Source organism: Novosphingobium sp. BL-S-32 (assembly GCF_056857055.1).
Genome location: NZ_CM166477.1, coordinates 530,914 through 547,500 on the forward strand (window position 1 = coordinate 530,914; position 16,587 = coordinate 547,500).

Sequence of the window (16,587 nt, forward strand, 5' to 3'; positions counted from 1 at the left end):
GTCAATGGCTGCATCAACAGGGGCAATCTGCGCACGCGTGCGGCTGGAACCGGCCAATAGTGCTCGTGGCTGTGCGCACCGCCATGCGCATAGAGGGAGGGCTCCCGAACATCCAAGGAGCCTGTCATGCCGCAATCACCCGCTTTCCGCCCTCTCGCCTTTCGGGGCGCGCTGATCCCTGCCGTCGTGCTGGCGCTGGGCGCACCGGTTGCCGTCGCGGTCCAGTCAACCGCCGCCCTTGCCGCCGACGAAGCCGAGGACGCGGCGACCGACGACGGGCCCGCTGCCGGCACGCTGATGCTGCGCGGGCAGGGCATTGCCGAGAGCTTGCCAGCCGTCCGCCTCGGCACCGACATGGACGTGACGGTGACTGGCCAAGTGGCCCGCGTGCGCGTGACGCAGGCCTTCCGCAACACGTCGGGCAAGTGGATGGAGGCGCATTACCTCTATCCGCTGCCGCAGGACGGGGCGGTGGACTCGCTGAAGATGGTTGTCGGCCAGCGCGTGATCGTCGGCCATGTCCAGCCGCGCGAGAAGGCGCGTGAGACGTACGAGGCGGCCAAGGCCAGCGGCCGCAAGGCCGGTCTTGTCGAGCAGCAGCGGCCCAACATGTTCACTACAATGGTCGCCAATGTCGGCCCCGGCGAGACCGTGCTGATCGCCATCGAATATCAGGCCCCGGTCACGCAGGCGAACGGCACCTTCTCGCTGCGCCTGCCGCTGGTGGCCGGCCCGCGCTACACGCCGCCGCACACGCTGACTTCGGCGCCCGCCGTGGAGGATGCCAATGCCGTGACCGCTGCGCCGGTGCTCGATCCGAAGGTGGGTTCGGGGCTCAATCCCACGTCGATCTCGGTACGCCTTGCTCCCGGCTTCGATGTCGCCAACCTCATCAGCCGCTATCACAAGGTGAATATCACCGGCCCGCTGGACGACCGCACCGTCCGTCTTGCCGAAAGCGTTCCCGCTGACCGCGACTTCGTGCTGGAATGGCGCTCGGCCTCGGCCGATCCGACGCTGGGGCTTTTCGCCCAGCACACCGACAAGGGCGACTTCGTGATGGCCTCGGTCACGCCGCCGGCCGACCTTTCCAACTTGCCCACGCCCCCACGCGAGATGGTCTTCGTGATCGACAACAGCGGCTCGATGGGCGGCGATTCGATGGACGAGGCCAAGGCCAGCCTGATCCACGCGCTCGGCACGCTGCGCCCGCAGGACCACTTCAACGTGATCCGCTTCGACGATACCATGACCCGCCTGTTCGACCACAGCGTGGCCGCCACGCCCGATCAGGTGGCGCTGGCCAAGCGTTTCGCGGACTCGCTGGAGGCACGCGGCGGCACCGAGATGCTGCCCGCGCTGAAGGCCGCGCTGGAGGATGCGGGAACTGGCGGCGAGGCCGATGCGCTGCGCCAGATCGTGTTCCTCACCGATGGCGAGATCTCCAACGAACGCGAGATGATGGCTGCAATCGGTGCCGACGGCGGGCGCAGTCATGTCTTCATGGTCGGTATCGGCTCGGCGCCGAACGACTATCTGATGGAGCGGATGTCGACCATCGGCGGCGGCGTCTACACCCATGTCGGCACTCCGGCCGAGGTGGCCGCGAAGATGATGCCGCTGATCGACGTGCTCAGCCATCCGGCCATGCGCGACCTGTCGGTGCGGGTCGAGGGAGGGACGCTGGATCTCACGCCTTCGCGCCTTCCCGATGTCTATGCCGGGCGGCCGCTGGTCCTTGTCGGCCGGACCGGGCATCTTGCCGGCGCGCTGACAGTGAGCGGCACGATCGGCGGCAAGCGCTGGGAGCGGCGCGTCGATCTCGCCAGTGCGCTGCCCAGTCCCGCGATCGAAAAGCTCTGGGCACACCGCCGCATCACCGACATCGAGGCGGATCGCGCGCTCGGCCAGATGGAAGACGCGCAGGCCGATGCCGAAGTCGAGCGGATCGGCATGGAAAGCGGGCTGGTCACCAGCCGCACCAGCCTTGTCGCCGTGGATGAGACGCCATCGCGGCCAGCCGGTGCGCGGCTGACGCGTGAGGAATTGCCGATCAATCTGCCGGCAGGCTGGGATTTCGACACGCTGTTCGGGCACGATGCCTTGCAGTCGCGGGTGGGTTCGGATGATCTTTCCGCCATGCAGGCCCAGGCGCTCGACCTGCCGCAGACCGCCACCGGCTTCGTCGGCATGGTGGGCCAGGGGCTGGCGCTGCTGCTGGCAGGCCTTGCCGGGATTGCTCTCCTGCTGCGCCGGAGGGCGGCATGATCGAGCTCGCGCGTATGAAGGAGGCTGCGCGCGGGCGCGGGCTCCTCTTCCTGCTGCTGGCCGGACTGTGCCTTGCAGGCGTGGCGGAGACTGGGCGGGGGCTTTACGTTCCCGCCAAGGCCATGGCCGCGCAAGTCCTGCTGGAGCGGGCTTTCGAGCGCAGCCTTGCCACGCACGCGCCGCAGCGGCCCTGGGCCTGGGCGGACATGACCCCGCTCGCCCGGCTTTCAGTACCTCGCCTTGGCGCGGCGCGGGTGGTGCTCGACAGCGGATCGGGGCAGGCCATGGCTTTCGGACCCACCCTGCTCCCGGGCGGCGCGGCCTTCGGGCAGGAGGGAACCGCCGTGGTCGCTGCCCATCGCGACACGCACTTTCGCTTCCTGCGCGATGTTCACAAGGGCGATCTCATCACCGTGCAGACCCGCGAGGGACTGGAGCGTCGCTACCGGGTGACCGGGGCCGACGTGGTGCGGTGGGATCGCTATGCCGTGCCCGATGCAGGCGCGGGCGAGCGGCTGGATCTGGTGACCTGCTATCCCTTCGACGCCGTGCGGCATGGGCCTTGGCGCTATGTGCTTCATGCGGAGCGGATCTCGTCCTGATTGGAAAGCGAAGTCCACCAACTTCAACCCGTCATCCCCGCGAAGGCGGGGATCCCGCTTTCGCTGTGCAGGACGAGAGGTCGTAAAGAAGCGGGGCCCCCGCCTGCGCGGGGGCGACGAGGTTTGAAACCGGGAACTCATCCCTCGACATTGAGCGCATCCGAGATCGCCGACGTCGCCCGAGGTTTAAGCGCTGTCCCCGCTCGGCTCGCGCCGCCGCCCCACCCAGATGGCGCAGGCGAGCAGGACTGCGGCGACCGGCAGCGCCACGAATGGCCCCGGCCGCGCCAGCAGGCAGAATGAGACAAAACCAATCGTCATGCCAATCCACGAGGCGATCTTGGCATGACGCGGGATCGCCCGCTCCGCCCGCCAGGCACGCAGCCCGGGGCCGAAGCGGGGATGATTGAGCAGCCAAGCCTCCAGCCGCGGCGACGACCGGGCAAAGCACGGCAGCGCCAGGATCATGAAGTCCGTGGTCGGCAGCAGCGGGACGAAGATCCCCACCACGCCGATGCCGACCAGCACGAGGCCCAGCACCAGCCAGCTCATGCGCGCGGCCCGGCCCCGGCGGAGCAGGTCCTCGGTGCCGCTGCCGTCCTCAGGCGAGGCGGGCATCGGCCAGCGAACGCACGCGATCGAAAGCCGCTTTCGCCCCCGCAACCGCTCGGGCTTCCTCGTTCGGGCCGAGCCGGGCGGCGTCGAGCCCTGCCGTGAAGGCCCGCCAGTGCGCGGCAGGCCCTTCCGCCGCCGGCGCGAGATGGCGCGCGCCGTGATCGTCGGAGAGGCCAAGCTTGGCCGCCTCCTTGCGCAGCAGCGCCGCGCCCATGTTCGACCCTTCGGCGACATAGAGCCAGCCGAGCGCGGTCGGGACATCGACCGGCTCGCCCGCCGTGAAGGCTGGCGGCGTATCGTCGGCGGGCAATGCCTTGCCAAGGTCGGCCAGATCCGCCGCGATCAGGCCGAGGCGCTGCCGCTCGGCAAGGCCCGGCAGAATGTACTGCAAGGCCTCGTGGGCATAGAGCGCCGCGATGTCGCGGTGGAACAGGTACTGCAGCTCGGCGAAGCGGGCATAACCCGGCAGGCTGGCGAACGGGTCGGCGGCCATGATTGCCTTGTCCAGGCGTTCATGCATCTCGCGCGTCCCGGCCCGGAGCGATTGTACGAGGCTGGGCGCCAGCGAGTTGTCCGTAGTGGTGTTCATGGTCTGCGGCGTTCCTTTCAGAACGAGATCAGGGCGGTCGCCTTGAAGGTGCGGCCGGGCTGCGAATAGAACAGCTTCGAAAGGCTGCCGCTGTCGGGCAGGTCGAGCGCGTTGTAGTAGGTCTTGTCGAGCAGGTTGTAGACACCGACCTGAATACGCAAGCCCTCTGCGAAGGATGGACGGATCCATGCGCTGGCATCGATGATGCCGTAGCTCGGCGTCTTGTTGAGATCGGAGGCGGGATTCTCGACCTTGTTCCGCGATGCTGCCGCCGTGCCGGAGAGGTCCGCGCCGAAGTTGCCGTGCGAATAGCCCACGCCCAGAATGGCGCGCAGCGGCGGGATCGAGTTCAGGTGATAGTCGTCCGCAGTGTTCTTGCCGTCGGCGTAAGCGAGCGAGGCCCAGGTCCGCCAGTTTTTCGAAAACTCCCAGTTTCCGCTCGCCTCGATGCCGTAGATCCGCACGCGGTCGAGGTTCATGTACTTGAACACGCCGAAGGGATAGCTGCCGGACAGGCCGGCCTCGGCGGCGGTCGTCGTGACCGTGTCGATGAAGTTGCGGTAGGCGTTGTGGTAGTAGGCCACGCGCAAGCCGCGCTTGTCGTCGCCGAAGCGCATGCCGAATTCGTAGCCCTTGCTGGTCTCGGGCTTGAGATCGGGATTGCCGATGCTGACGTAGCTGCCGGTGCCGCCATAAGTCAGATAAAGCTCGGTTGCCGAAGGCGCGCGGAAGGCCTGCGCCCACTGGCCATAGAGCGTGAGTTTTGACAGCACTTCGGCCTCGACCAGCACCTTGGGCGACCAATGCGTGTCGGACGACTTGGCGGGAAGCCCCTCGAACGCGGCGTTCTCGGTATAAGACGGCGTGTCCTGCGGCGAACGGCGATAGTTGTCGTAGCGAATGCCCGGAGTGACATGCAGCCACGCGTTCGTGCCGAAGCCGATGCGGTCCTGCAGGACAAGGCCGATGTCGGTGCCGCGCACGTCGGGCATGTCGGACTGGTTCACGTGAAGGAACGAGCAGGAGTAGATCGCGGGCGTGCAGTTGTCCTGCCCGGCGGCGTATTGGCTGGTATTGGTGCGATAGGCTTCGCCCGCCACGGTGATTGCGTGGGAGAGCGGGCCGGTCGTGAAGTCTCCGGTGATCGAACCGTTCAGGCCGAACATCTCCACCTGCAGGTCGCTGTCGCGGGTATAGAGGCCCTTGGGTGCGGTCAGGCGATCGCCCGCCGTATAGGTCTGGAGATTGCTGCGCTGCCAATATGCGGTGAGGTGCGCTTCGCGGATAGCGCCGCCATCGCCCTGATAGTCGTAATTGCCCGAAATGCGCTTGCGCTTGGTCGTATTGTCGGTCCGGAAGCTGGAATAGGTCGAGCCGACGCTGGTCAGCGTGTTCTCGTCGTAATCGCGCGAGAAGATTTCGCCGGTCAGGCCAAGGCGGTGGCCGCCGAGCAGGTACTGGTGGACTTTCACCAGCAGGTTGAGCTGGTCGTAGCTGGCGGGATTGGGCTCGGTGCGCGCGGTGCCGGTGCCGCCGGTATCGCCCTGGTTCTTCGTCTCGTTGCCGTTCTGGTAGCCGCCCTGGATCAGCATCAGCGTATCGCCGCTGCGCACGGCGGCGGCCTGATTGAGGAACACGCTGTCGCTGGCGCTGTCGTACGTAACTTTCGAAAGGCCGGCCATGGCCTTGCCGTCGGTCAGCAGGTCCTCGGGATCCAGCGTGCGCAGCGCCAGCGTGCCGGAAAGTGCGCCGGTGCCGAAGAAGCTGGAATCCGCGCTTCGCACCACGTCGATGGCGCTGAGCGAGTTGAAGTCGAACGAGGCGACGCCGCCTTGCACGCCGCGCGCGCCGTCATCGAGCCACGGGGTGCGGATGCCGTCGATGGTCGTCAGCACGCGGTTGGAATCTAGGCCCCGGATGTTGATCGACATGTTGCGGGGGTTGAAGTTTACACCGGCATCCACCCGCCGCGAAAAGTCCGTGAGGCTATCGACCATGCGGTCGCGCAGGGTTTCTGCGGTTGTGGTGGTGGTAAGGACGCGGGGCTTGCCGGCCGCGCTGCTTTCGGCGTCGGTATCCTCGGCCTTTGCCCTGACCGGGAAGCTGCCGAGCGGAACCGCGCTGTCTGTCGAGGCTGATTGGTCGGCCGATTGAGCCCAGACCGGGGTGCCCGGAAGTGCGAGCGTGAGGGCTGCGGCCCAGCCGATCTTGCAGCCGATGCCGGTGCCGATTTGGGCAGCGATGCTTGCCCTGCTCGTTCCTGTCAGCAGACCCATGTTCATCCGTTCATTCCTTTTCACAAATGCGACGCAATAGCAATAAGAGAGTGAAGGGCGAGCAAAGGGAGGAGGTTCTCCGCCGTTCGTGGTTTTGAGTGTTCCCCAGGCGCCCCCAAAGTGCCCTTAACCGCCCATCTACCTTAATGCTATTGATTCGCAATAGAGAATGTGAGACGAGCCGCGCACTCGCTTTCGAGGGGATGAATCTCATGACTCTTTTGACCCGATTCCGGCCGGCCATCACGCTGTCAGCCGGTCTCTGCGCCAGTCTCGCCGCGACATCGGCGCTCGCGCATTCGCCTTACCTTTTGCCCAATGGCTTCACGATCGACGGGCAGGACCACGTGACGGTAGAGGCCGCGTTCAGCGAGCACGTCTTCGTACCCGCCATCGCCATGCAATCGGACGGCTTTCAGGTCGTCGCACCCGACGGTACGGCCTCCCCGCTCAAGCCGGTGATGCTGCGCGACCTTGCCGTGCTCGAAGTGCCGACGCCTGCCGACGGGACGTACCGGATCAGCAGCGGCGAGCGGCAGGGCCGCGTTTCCAAGGCGGCTTTGATCGACGGCCAATGGGAATTCATCGATCCGCGCCGTCCGCTCCCACCCGGCGTCATGCCGGTCGACATGCAGAGCGTGACCAAGGCCGAGGCCTATGTCAGCCGGGGCACGCCGACCCAGACTGCGCTCGCGCCCACCGGCAAGGGCATAGAATACCGCGCCGTAACGCACCCCGACGCCATCCACGCCGGAAAACCGGCCGAATTCCAGATCCTGTTCGACGGCAAGCCGCTCGCCAATGCCGATGTCGAGGTTGAGGAGGCGCGGCCCGGCGAAGTCGAGAATGTCCGCCTGCCGCTGATGACCAGCGACGCGCAGGGGATCTTCCACGTCACCGCGCCGCGACCGGGTCTCTACCACGCAATGACGCGCCACCGCGTCGCCGCGACAGCCGGGGAGCCCGCCCGCAGCTACACGTACGCCCTGACCTATTCCGTAAGCGAATGAGACCGACCATGACCATCAAGACGATCCGAATTGCCCTTGCCGCCGCCGCCTCGCTGGCCGCCATCGGCACCGCCCATGCGGCGTCGCATGATCTTGCGACTTTCATCCGCGAGCAGGATCTCGACGGCGACGGCAAAGTCAGCAAGGACGAGTTCCAGCGCGGCCGTGACGCCGAATTCGAGCGAATGGACCGCAATCACGACGGCGTGCTCTCGCACGACGAATATGTTGGCGACTATCGCGAGCGCCTTGAAAAGGAGCTGCTGACGGAACCGGCAGCCTCGCGCGAGGAAGAGCGTGTGCGGCAGCTGCGGCAGGCCGATGTGCGCTTCGGCGTTCTCGACAGCGACCACAGCGGCGGCATAACGTCGGCCGAATTCGCTGCGACCGGCTGGGGCATGTTCCTGCACCACGACACCAACCACGACGGCTGGGTCTCGGCTGAAGACGCCGCCACAAAGGCCGATCCCGCGCCTTGAGCCGTGATGCGAGCGGGCGGGGCTTGTCCCGTCTCGGCCCGCTCTCTAATCCCGTACGCATGAGCCCTGTTCTGATCCGCCCCTTCGTTCCTTCGGACGAACAGGGCGTTATCGATGTGATCCTCCCCATCCAGCGGGAGGAATTCGGCATCGCCATTTCCGCCGACGATCAGCCCGATTTGCGCGCGATTCCGGCCTGGTATCAAACCGGCGCGGGCGAATTTCTGGTGGCCGAGCACGAAGGGCGGATCGTCGGCACCATCGCCATGAAGGACATTGGCGCAGGGCAGGGCGCGCTGCGCAAGATGTTCGTCTCCGCCGCCTATCGCGGCCGGGAATTCGGCACCGCGAACGCATTGCTGGCACGGTTGCTGGAGGTCTCGCGAGCGGCCGGAATCCGCGAGGTCTTTCTTGGCACGACCGACAAGTTCCTTGCCGCGCATCGCTTCTACGAGCGGCATGGCTTTCACCGCGTGGAGCCGCAGGAACTTCCTGAAAGTTTCCCGAGAATGGCGGTGGACACGCGGTTCTACGTGCTGGCGTTAGCGCAAGAATAGAGGCATGATCGGCCCGACATTACGCCGCCGCTAGTTCGGTGTTCCGGGGGATGATCGAGATGCCGGAGGATACGGGCCAAGAATTCTCCGGACGTAATATCGTCGTTTGCTGCGACGGTACCTCGAACCAGTTCTCCCGTGACCGTACCAGCGTCATCAAACTCTTTCACGCACTGGTGAAGGACGAGGAAAGACAGGCCGTCTATTACCACCCCGGCATCGGCACCCGTGCGCCGACCGGGATCGGAACCCGCACCGGACGCTGGCTGGGTGAGCTTGCCGGGCTCGCTTTCGGCTATGGTTTGCAGGACGACATTGCCGACACCTACCGCTACCTTGCCGACACCTATCGGCCCGGAGACCAAGTCTACATCTTCGGGTTCAGCCGCGGCGCCTATACCGCGCGCGTCGTGGCCGCGATGCTCCATTGCTATGGCCTTGCCATGCGCGGAAACGACCCCTTGGTCCCCTATGCGGTGAAGATGCTCTGGACCATGGCCAGGGCGAAACCGGGTGCCGACTATCAGGCCTGCGAACAGCTCGCTTCCGATTTCAAGGGCACGATTTCGGCGCGCGATTGCCCGGTTCATTTTCTGGGGGTGTGGGACACCGTCAATTCGGTCGGCTGGATCGGCAGCCCGCTCACCATTCCCTACACCCGCGCCAATCCCGATGTTGCCATCGTCCGCCATGCCAAGGCGCTCGACGAGCGGAGGGGGTTCTTTCGGGTCAACTGGTTTGCCGCCGATCCCCGGCGCGACATTCGCGAGGTCTGGTTTCCCGGCACCCACTGTGATGTCGGCGGCGGCTGGCCCGAGGCCGAGAGCGGGATTTCCAAGTACCCGCTGGAGTGGATGGCGCAGGAAGCGGAGAAGGCGGGTCTGCTGCTCGATCCGGACCGGCTGGCGCAAGTTCTTGGCAAGGACGGCGGTCTCTATGCGCCTGAAAGTCCCAATGCCAAAGTCCATTACGGCATGCACCCGTGGTTCTGGGCGCTGGCGGAGTTCGTGCCGAAAAAGCACTGGAATTTCGACCGCAAGCGCTGGGAATGGCGGATGAACCTGTTCCGCCGCCGCAGCCTGCCGCCTGCGCCGGTGGTGCATGATGTGGCTTGGGAGATCCCCGGTTACGCGTTGCCCGATGGGGCAGTGAAGCTTTCGCAACCCGCGCCTTAGGGTGTGAACGAATGCCCCGTTTCTGCGGGTAATGCGTGCCGATGGTCAGGCGGCGGTTTAATCGCCGCCGTTCCCCTCCTACCCCCGCTCATCCTGAGCCTGTCGAAGGATGTGAACCTCGCGCTGCGCCTCCGGGGGCTTCGACAAGCTCAGCCTGAGCGGGTTGGAAGACAATTGGGCAGAGTGGAAGGTGGCGGCGACTATATATGAAGCGCGCAGCATCCCGATTCAGGCAGAACTGCCATCCCTCTATATGTGGATTAGGCGCGGGCCGGGCTTGCTGTCTACGACCTGTCTTGCGCGCTTTCCGATAAGCAGGTTTTAATGCGAGACCACTGGCAAGCGGCGCTTGCAGCGCATAGACTGCGGGAGGCGGAGCGAAGGGGGCGTAAGTTGCGGAAAAAGTTGGCCTATGCGATGGTGAGCATCGCGGCAATCGGTGCCGTTATCTTTCCGGCCGACGCAAGCGACTTGGGCCAGATACGGACCAGCGACGTAGCGCTGTTCTACAAGCTATATGATGCGGCCAATGGCACGCCGAGCAGCAGCGTACTGCAGCAGGATTACATCGACGCGGGAAGCGATGGTGTTCGCCAGTTCGTGCCCCATCGGATCATCTCCGGCACGTCGCTCGCACAGACCATCCAACAAAATCGCTCCATCTACGATCAGGCGCGAACGTGCATGGATGTTCTGCCAACGGTTACCCGCAAGTTGGAAGTGGCCTTCCGGAAGCTTTCCGATCTCGATCCTCAGGCGACTTTCCCGCCCGTGACGATCCTGGTCGGAGGGAATAATAGTGGAGGGACTACCGGAAAGGCGGGCGTGTTGATTGGCCTTGAGGTCGTGTGCAGATCATCCTGGTTGCAACCTGACCTGTCGGAACGCCTTTTCCATCTGATCTCGCACGAATACGGGCATGTTCAGCAAGCCCCGGAGCTTGACGATGACAACGCTCCGACCACAGTCTTAAGGCAGTCTCTTATCGAGGGCGTTGCCGAACTCGTCGGTGAGCTAATTTCCGGTCAAGTAGGCAACGTGCATCTGCAAAAATGGACGCAGGGGCATGTGAAGGAAATAGACGCCAGATTTATGGCCGATGCCGATAAAGCCGACATATCGGATTGGCTGTATAATGGTGTTGGCACTCCCGACCATCCGGGCGATCTCGGATATTGGGAAGGCTATCGAATTGCCAAAGCGTATTACACCAAAGCCAAGGACAAGCGCGCAGCGCTCCGCACGCTATTGGACCTGAAAGATCCAAAGGCCGTCCTGACCGAGAGCGGTTGGAAGCCGGGGCAGGACAGCTAAACACATGGCAACTGTCGGGATCGCCATGGCAAACGGGTAATGGCGTATTCGGCGGTGGTTCCGGAAAGGTGGCTTCCGGACTGAATCTCTGAAACGCAGCGATGCAGCGCGCGAAGGTCCTCGCGCGTCGTCCATCGCCGTTGCGCAGCAATCGGCTCCGCCTAGAACGGCACTTTCATCACGATCACATCCGCGTCCGCCCTGACGACGCCCTGGGCCTGCGCGGGCCGGTCGCTGCGCACCACGTTCATCGCGCGCGGGCCTTCCATCTCGTCGACCAGTCCCTGATAGGGCACGTTCGAATAGGCCTTGGGATCCACCGAAACCATCGCCGGAATGCTCTTCGGCAGCAGTGTGTCGATCAGTGTCACCGGCGAGGCATTGTGGCTGGCGTGGTGGCCCACCTTCAGGAAAGTCGTCTCGCGGATCAGGTCGCACCAGTGCGGATCGGCCAGGATCGATTTCCAGTTACCCCACTGCGCATCGGCGCAGAACAGCAGCCGCGCGGCGCCCACTTCGATCAGGATGACAAGGCTGGTGTTGTTGATCGCCGCATCGATCTCGGCCGCGAGGCCAACGAGATCCACCCCGTCGGACATGCCCCGGATCGTCGCCATGTCGGCGGCGGAAAGGCGGGCGGTGAGCATCTGGCGCTGGCGCGGTGACAGCGCTTCGGGATCGATCCGGCAGCGCGCGGGGAAGGGCGAGAGTTGGCCGCTTCCGGCCGCATCCTGCGCCATCGCGAGGTGCCGGAACGTCTCGGCCCGCGGCGGGTCCATCACTGCCAGCGCCGCCGCATCACGCGAGGGGCCCATGATGTGGAATCGCAGCCCCGGAAAACCGGCGAGGCCGAGCGGCACTTGCGGCGCGTCGGCATCGGGCAGGTAGCGGCGAACCGGCTTTCCGGCGAACCCGGAATAGAGCGTGTCCATCGCCGCCTCATTGCTGAGCGCGAGGGACAGCATAGCGTCCGCCCCGGCCAATGCCTGCGCGGAACCGCCGGGCGCAGCGGCCAGCGCGGGCGCCAGCGCCATCTGGGCGAGTGCGGCGCTGCGCACTTGCCGCTCGACCATGCCGCGCGCGGCGGGGTCTTGCGGGTTCTCGGTCCACGGCATCCAGACTTCGGCGACCTGCACTTTGTCCCAGCCGGTGGCGGCAAAACCGCTGACATGGTCCTTGTGCCGGTGCGTGCCGACGACGAGGTCGATCCGGGCGCTGCCGTCGCTGTCGCCGGCGGCCGCGATCACCCGTTCGGCAAGCTTCTGGTTCTCGTCCGCCCCGCCCTTGTGGCGGCCGCAGTCGAAGAGGATGCGGCACATTTTCTCGGGGAAGGGGATCTCTACCAGAAAGCAGTCGCCGAAGCCGACGTTGAACATCGAGATGGTGATATCCGGCATCAGCATCCTCCCCCATGCAGCGCGCGCAGGCTGGCGCGGGCGATCATGCGATCGGCCACCCCGCGCGGATCGCGATAGGTGCTCATCGGATCGGCCAGGTCGCACTGCTGGACGAAGGCGGCCACCGCCTCGATGCGCAGCGCGCCCTTGTCCGGCGCCACCGGCGTTCCCGCCGCTCCCGGCTGCAGCGGCATCGGCAGCTGTTTGCCGATGACGTAGCGGATGCGGCCATCGGCGCTGGCTATCACGGTGCAGCCGCCGCGCAGCGGGAGGCCGCCGAAGCGGGGATCCCCGGCAGCGTCGTTGTCCTGCTGTTCGAGCCGGAACACGATCTCGTTGAGAATCCGCCCGTCCTGGCTGACCCGCGCGACGCGGTGAAAGCTGCGCACCGAGACTGTCAGCGTGGGGTGCAGGCCCAGTTCGGCGCGCACCTTGGCGCTGTCTGCATATCGGTGGATCGCCTTGGCCGCGTTGGCCTGCAATTCGTCATAGCGGGTGTCTCGCTCGTGCTCGGAATCGTCTTCCTGATTCAGCGAACGCCTGCGGCGCATGGGATCGAGGCTGGAATAGACCGCGTCGTAATGGAACCAGTCCAGCGCGTCGGTCAGGTCGATCCGGGTCATCGCAGGATCGGCCTCGGGCCATGTTACCGAGCCTTCGGAGAGCGAGAGCACGCCTTCGGGGTAGATTGCGCGGGCGCGGAACGCCTCGATCAGGGCAGCGCGCAGGCCGAGCCGGTCGTCCGGGGCGACGACGGCGTGCGAGGTGACCGTTGCGCGGAGGAAGTCCCCGAAGGTCATGTCCATCGGCGGCGTGTAGTCGAAGGCGCGTACGATCATCGTCAGCGTCTCGTCGGCAATGCGCGAGGCGGCCTTGGACAGTTCGTCGATCAGTTCGGGGTGCAGCTCGCCCGCGGGCAGGATGCCGGAGCCGCCGGTCGCCAGCCGGATCAGCGGTCCGGTCGCATCGATATAGGCGGCCTTGAAGGCATCGAACACGGCGGCCAGCAGGATGCCGCCGCGCGCATGGGGCTCGGCGATATCGGGCGAGAGCTTGATATCGGGCGACCGCATGGCCGATCGCAGGGCATTGCCGGTGCGCGTGGCCTGCCCGAACTGGACGGCGATCTCGTTGAGGATCGACCCTGTGCCGACATCGCCCCGCGCCTGCCGCACCAGCGCGCGCAGCGTGACCGGATAAGTGAAGTGCTGGAACAGCGCCACAAGGTCGGCAAAGCCTTCGTGAAAGGCGAGGAGGTCGGGATTGGTCGCTTCCAGAAAGTGCGGGCGCAGGCGGTTGATCAGTGCGTGCGTCACTTCATGGACGATGATGTCGTGCGATAGACAGGTGAAGATCACCTGATTGGGCAGGTTCGCCCCGGGATCCTGAGGATCGGCGCGGAAATAGCCGAAGAGCACGGCATGCAGTGCGGGGTCATAGAAGGCATTGGCGCCGACGAAGGCATGGGGGATCAGCCGCAGCTTGGGGTGGGACTTGTCGCGATAGAGCTTGAGACGGCGGCCGAGCGCCTTGTCGAACGCGCGCACCGTCCGCATCGCCACGGCATAGACCATCTGCTGGTGGAACTGCGGATTGGACTCGGAATGGGCGATCCCGCCCTGCATCAACACCGAGGGCTCTTCGAGATTGCAGGGCAGATACGTGCAGTCGTTGCCGCCGTCGTAGTCCACCACGACTACCCGGTCGCCTTCCGGACCGGGGCCGAGCGGTTCGAAATCGACCTCTATCGAGGTCCGGTTGCCGGGAAAGGTGGTGAATTGCGGGTCCAGCGCGAAGATCTTGAGCGGCCGGGCCGCGGGCATGTCCTGATTGGTGGCCATATTGTCCCCCTCTCGGCCCGAAAATCGGACCCGAAGGCAGGTTCGCGGCAAGATGACCACCGCATGACATGCTCATGAAGGCGTGTCATGGAAGCCCCGTTTGCCCGCTGTCCTGCCATCAATACTGATCGTATCGTTTTCAGGGAGGCGCGCCCGCGATTCGCTTTGCCGCCCGAGCGCGTTTATACCTTTGCGCGCGGGTCAGTTCGATGGTTTTTTGCGGGAATTGGGGATTAGCGGATGCCCCATTTCAAGCCGTGCGGCGCGCGCAGCAGGCCGTTCTCCGCCCGGCAGCCGCCCGGAATGTCCTCCGCCAGCCAGAGCGGCCCGTCGAGATCGACGAAGCGGCTCTGCGCCGCGAGCGGCCATGCGGCGGCGACCGAGAGCGAGGAGCAGAGCATGCAGCCGGTCATCACCTCCATGCCCGCCTCCCGCGCTGCCGCGGCCAATGCCAGCGCGCCGGTCAGGCCGCCCGCCTTGTCGAGCTTGATGGTCACATGGGAATAGCGCGCGGCGATCTCCGCGATGTCGGCGGCGACATGCACGGATTCGTCGGCCGATATCGGCACGGGCGAGCGCAGGCCCTCCAGCGCGGCATCGGCACCGGCGGGGAGAGGTTGTTCGAGCAAAGCGATGCGCGCGGCGGCCAGTGCGGGCAGGACGCGTTCGAGCAGGGCCATGTCCCAGCTCTCGTTGGCATCGGCGATCAGCGTCGCGCCCGGTGCCGCTTCGCGTACAGCGGCAACACGCGTGGCCACGTCATGCGCGTCCAGCTTGAGCTTGAGCAGCAGCGGCGGATCTTGCACGCCGTGGGCGAGGGCGATGTCCCGCGCCCGCTCTGCCATGGCGCGCGGCGAGGCGATGCCGACTGTGACGGCCGTGACGAGCGCCTCGGGCTGCGGCCCGAAATGCGCGGCCACGGGAACGCCGGAGAGCTTCGCCTCAAGATCCCAGAGCGCGCAGTCGATGGCATTGCGGGCGGCGCCGGGAGGCATTGCCGTCAGCAGTTCCTCGCGGCCGATGCCATCGGCGATGAGCGGGGCCATCGCCTCGATCTGTGCGGCCACGGCGGGCGCGAACTCGCCGTAGCGGGCATTGGGCGCGCCTTCGCCCTGGCCGATCCATCCGTCCTGCTCCACCGTCACGCGCGCCAGATCTATCGCCTCGCGCGTGCCCCGCGCGATGGCGAAAGGCCGCGCGAGGCGGTGATGCGCGATCCCGACGGAGAGGCGGCGGCTCATGCCGCAGGGAAGCGCGCGAGCAGGCGGTCGACCACCGCATCCATGCCGGTCGCCACCGGATCGACGCAGGGCAGGCCGAGTTCGCTCTCGATCCGCGCGATCAGGTCGCGGGCTGCGGCAGGCTCAAGGCCGGAACCGTTGATCGATACGCCCACGAACTCCGCATGGGGGCTGGTCAGCCGGGCGCAGCGCAGGTTTTCCTCGATACAGGCGGCGATGTCCGGCACCCGCATGTGCAGCAATCCGCGCATATGCGGGCGGGCCGGGTCGTGGCACATGACCAGCGCCTGCGGCTGCGCGCCGTGCAGCAGGCCAAGCGAGACACCCGCGAAGGAGGGGTTGAACAGAGATCCCTGCCCCTCGATCACGTCCCAGACATCGTCTTCCCGCGCAGGAGAGAGCGCTTCGGCGGCCCCCGAGATGAAGTCGGCAATCACGCTGTCGATCACCACGCCTTCGCCCGCGATCAGCACGCCGGTCTGCCCGGTGGCGCGGAACCGCGCGGACACGCCCCGTGCATTGAGGGCATCGGCGAGGTGGATGGATGTGTACATCTTGCCGACAGCGCAATCAGTGCCGACGGTCAGAATCCTGCGCCCGGCGCGCGGCGCGCCGGTGCCGACCTTGAGGTTCGCGGGGGCGGCGCGCACATCGATCAGCTGGCGGCCCAGCGTCTCGGCCCGCTCGCGAATGCGCGGCTCGCTGGCGAGATGCTGGTGAAGGCCCGAAACCACGTCGAGCCCGGCATCGAGCGCGGCGAGTATCTGCGGGATCATCGCCTCCTCCATTCGCCCGCCGCTGGTGGCGATGCCGAGCACCAGCGATCGCGCGCCTTTCGCCGCCGCCTCGCGCACATCCATGCGCGGCAGGCCGAGCGAGACCGGGGAGTCGGCATCGCGCAGTTCGCCAATGCAGTCCGCGCGGCGGAACGTCGCGAGCCCGCGCGAGGTCTTCACGTCGAGGGGATTACGCTTGTCGCCGATATAGAGAAGGAAGGGGCCGGGGATCATGAAACTCGCTCCGTAGTGGACGAGCCAGCGACTAGCACGGCGGGCCGCCACCCGCGCATATCGAGCCGGGCCCGATCCATAACCCTTACTTATGGCTCTGGAGCACCGTCCGCAGATGATCGAGGAAATCGAGCGCCAGTCGCGAAGGGGGGCGGGCCTCCAGACTGACGGCGTGGATATCGTAGCGCTGCGGCGGGTCGAGCTTGCGCGTCG

The 16,587-nt window shown here is 66.0% G+C and carries 15 protein-coding genes (1 of these 15 only partly in view); 7 read left to right on the plus strand and 8 right to left on the minus strand.

Annotated elements, in window-relative coordinates; translation table 11 throughout:
• The first annotated feature begins 126 nt into the window (after window positions 1-126).
• A complete protein-coding gene (locus tag AC1VVK_RS19100; RefSeq protein ID WP_482906354.1) occupies window positions 127-2,268 on the plus strand; it encodes a marine proteobacterial sortase target protein in 2,142 nt (713 codons plus the stop codon).
• A complete protein-coding gene (locus AC1VVK_RS19105) occupies window positions 2,265-2,870 on the plus strand; it encodes a class GN sortase (protein WP_482906355.1) in 606 nt (201 codons plus the stop codon). Before AC1VVK_RS19100 ends, AC1VVK_RS19105 begins: the two co-directional genes overlap by 4 nt.
• 186 nt (window positions 2,871-3,056) lie before the next feature.
• Here the strand turns inward: AC1VVK_RS19105 and AC1VVK_RS19110 are convergent, their stop codons facing one another.
• From AC1VVK_RS19110 to AC1VVK_RS19120, 3 genes are read right to left on the minus strand one after another with little or no spacing between them, the layout of a single operon-like run.
• Window positions 3,057-3,422, minus strand: a complete 366-nt coding sequence (locus AC1VVK_RS19110) for a YbaN family protein (protein WP_482906356.1) — start codon at window positions 3,420-3,422, stop codon at window positions 3,057-3,059.
• A gap of 49 nt (window positions 3,423-3,471) precedes the next feature.
• Window positions 3,472-4,074, minus strand: a complete 603-nt coding sequence (locus AC1VVK_RS19115) for a biliverdin-producing heme oxygenase (RefSeq protein WP_482906357.1) — start codon at window positions 4,072-4,074, stop codon at window positions 3,472-3,474.
• Between the two features lie 17 nt (window positions 4,075-4,091).
• Window positions 4,092-6,356 (minus strand): TonB-dependent hemoglobin/transferrin/lactoferrin family receptor, encoded by a 2,265-nt coding sequence (locus tag AC1VVK_RS19120; protein ID WP_482906358.1) that lies wholly within the window; start codon window positions 6,354-6,356, stop codon window positions 4,092-4,094.
• 206 nt (window positions 6,357-6,562) lie between these two features.
• Here AC1VVK_RS19120 and AC1VVK_RS19125 point away from each other — a divergent pair, with 206 nt between their 5' ends.
• The 5 genes from AC1VVK_RS19125 (at window position 6,563) to AC1VVK_RS19145 (ending at window position 10,885) form a co-directional block, all read left to right on the plus strand.
• Window positions 6,563-7,360: a DUF4198 domain-containing protein gene (locus AC1VVK_RS19125; protein ID WP_482906359.1), complete on the plus strand. Its 798-nt coding sequence runs from the start codon at window positions 6,563-6,565 to the stop codon at window positions 7,358-7,360.
• Between the two features lie 8 nt (window positions 7,361-7,368).
• A complete protein-coding gene (locus AC1VVK_RS19130) occupies window positions 7,369-7,839 on the plus strand; it encodes an EF-hand domain-containing protein (protein WP_482906360.1) in 471 nt (156 codons plus the stop codon).
• Window positions 7,840-7,898: 59 nt separating this feature from the next.
• Window positions 7,899-8,396, plus strand: a complete 498-nt coding sequence (locus AC1VVK_RS19135; protein WP_482906361.1) for a GNAT family N-acetyltransferase — start codon at window positions 7,899-7,901, stop codon at window positions 8,394-8,396.
• Window positions 8,397-8,455: 59 nt separating this feature from the next.
• On the plus strand, window positions 8,456-9,571 hold the full coding sequence (locus AC1VVK_RS19140) for a DUF2235 domain-containing protein (protein WP_482906362.1): 1,116 nt from the start codon (window positions 8,456-8,458) through the stop codon (window positions 9,569-9,571).
• Between the two features lie 393 nt (window positions 9,572-9,964).
• Window positions 9,965-10,885 carry a gliding motility protein GldB-related protein gene (locus AC1VVK_RS19145; RefSeq protein ID WP_482906363.1) on the plus strand — a complete coding sequence of 307 codons (921 nt, stop codon included), beginning with the start codon at window positions 9,965-9,967 and terminating at the stop codon, window positions 10,883-10,885.
• Between the two features lie 161 nt (window positions 10,886-11,046).
• On the opposite strand, the gene AC1VVK_RS19150 is transcribed toward AC1VVK_RS19145, so the two are convergent.
• The 5 genes from AC1VVK_RS19150 to AC1VVK_RS19170 form a co-directional block, all read right to left on the minus strand.
• Entirely contained in the window at window positions 11,047-12,282 is a 1,236-nt protein-coding gene (locus AC1VVK_RS19150) for a ComEC/Rec2 family competence protein (protein ID WP_482906364.1), read from the minus strand.
• Window positions 12,282-14,123 (minus strand): hypothetical protein, encoded by a 1,842-nt coding sequence (locus AC1VVK_RS19155; RefSeq protein ID WP_482906365.1) that lies wholly within the window; start codon window positions 14,121-14,123, stop codon window positions 12,282-12,284. The genes AC1VVK_RS19150 and AC1VVK_RS19155 overlap by 1 nt, the downstream gene beginning before the upstream one ends.
• 233 nt (window positions 14,124-14,356) lie before the next feature.
• Window positions 14,357-15,364 carry a dipeptide epimerase gene (locus AC1VVK_RS19160; RefSeq protein ID WP_482906366.1) on the minus strand — a complete coding sequence of 336 codons (1,008 nt, stop codon included), beginning with the start codon at window positions 15,362-15,364 and terminating at the stop codon, window positions 14,357-14,359.
• Window positions 15,361-16,374, minus strand: a complete 1,014-nt coding sequence (locus AC1VVK_RS19165) for an N-acetyltransferase DgcN family protein (RefSeq protein ID WP_482906367.1) — start codon at window positions 16,372-16,374, stop codon at window positions 15,361-15,363. Before AC1VVK_RS19165 ends, AC1VVK_RS19160 begins: the two co-directional genes overlap by 4 nt.
• Before the next feature lie 85 nt (window positions 16,375-16,459).
• Window positions 16,460-16,587 carry the 3' end of a LysR family transcriptional regulator gene (locus AC1VVK_RS19170; protein WP_482906368.1) on the minus strand. 760 nt of this gene lie beyond the right edge of the window, so 128 of the gene's 888 nt are visible here — the last part of the coding sequence; the start codon falls outside the window, past its right edge; the stop codon is at window positions 16,460-16,462.